Raw genomic sequence first — 201 nt, forward strand, 5'->3', positions numbered from 1 at the left:
AAAGGTGAACATCACCGCGCTCTCGCCTCGGTTCAGCCGCCGCACCATGGGCGTATAAAGTGCGTGACTGATGCAGCCGATGAAATAAATCGCCTCCCCCCGGCCGATGTCGAACGCCAACAGAGCCGCGAGGTCGCCGCGAAAGATCACCCACAGCGCCCCGGCCCCGCCGATCGCCAATGCCAGCGCCATGCGCGGCGT

1 pseudogene is annotated in these 201 nt (G+C 65.2%); it reads right to left on the reverse strand.

Features of this window, described 5'->3' with window-relative positions:
* Positions 1–201 (reverse strand): annotated as a pseudogene (locus A3722_RS10050) (EamA family transporter); the annotation flags it as partial.

Origin of the sequence: Sulfitobacter sp. HI0027 (assembly GCF_001634775.1) — a bacterium.
Taxonomy (GTDB): Bacteria; Pseudomonadota; Alphaproteobacteria; order Rhodobacterales; family Rhodobacteraceae; genus Sulfitobacter.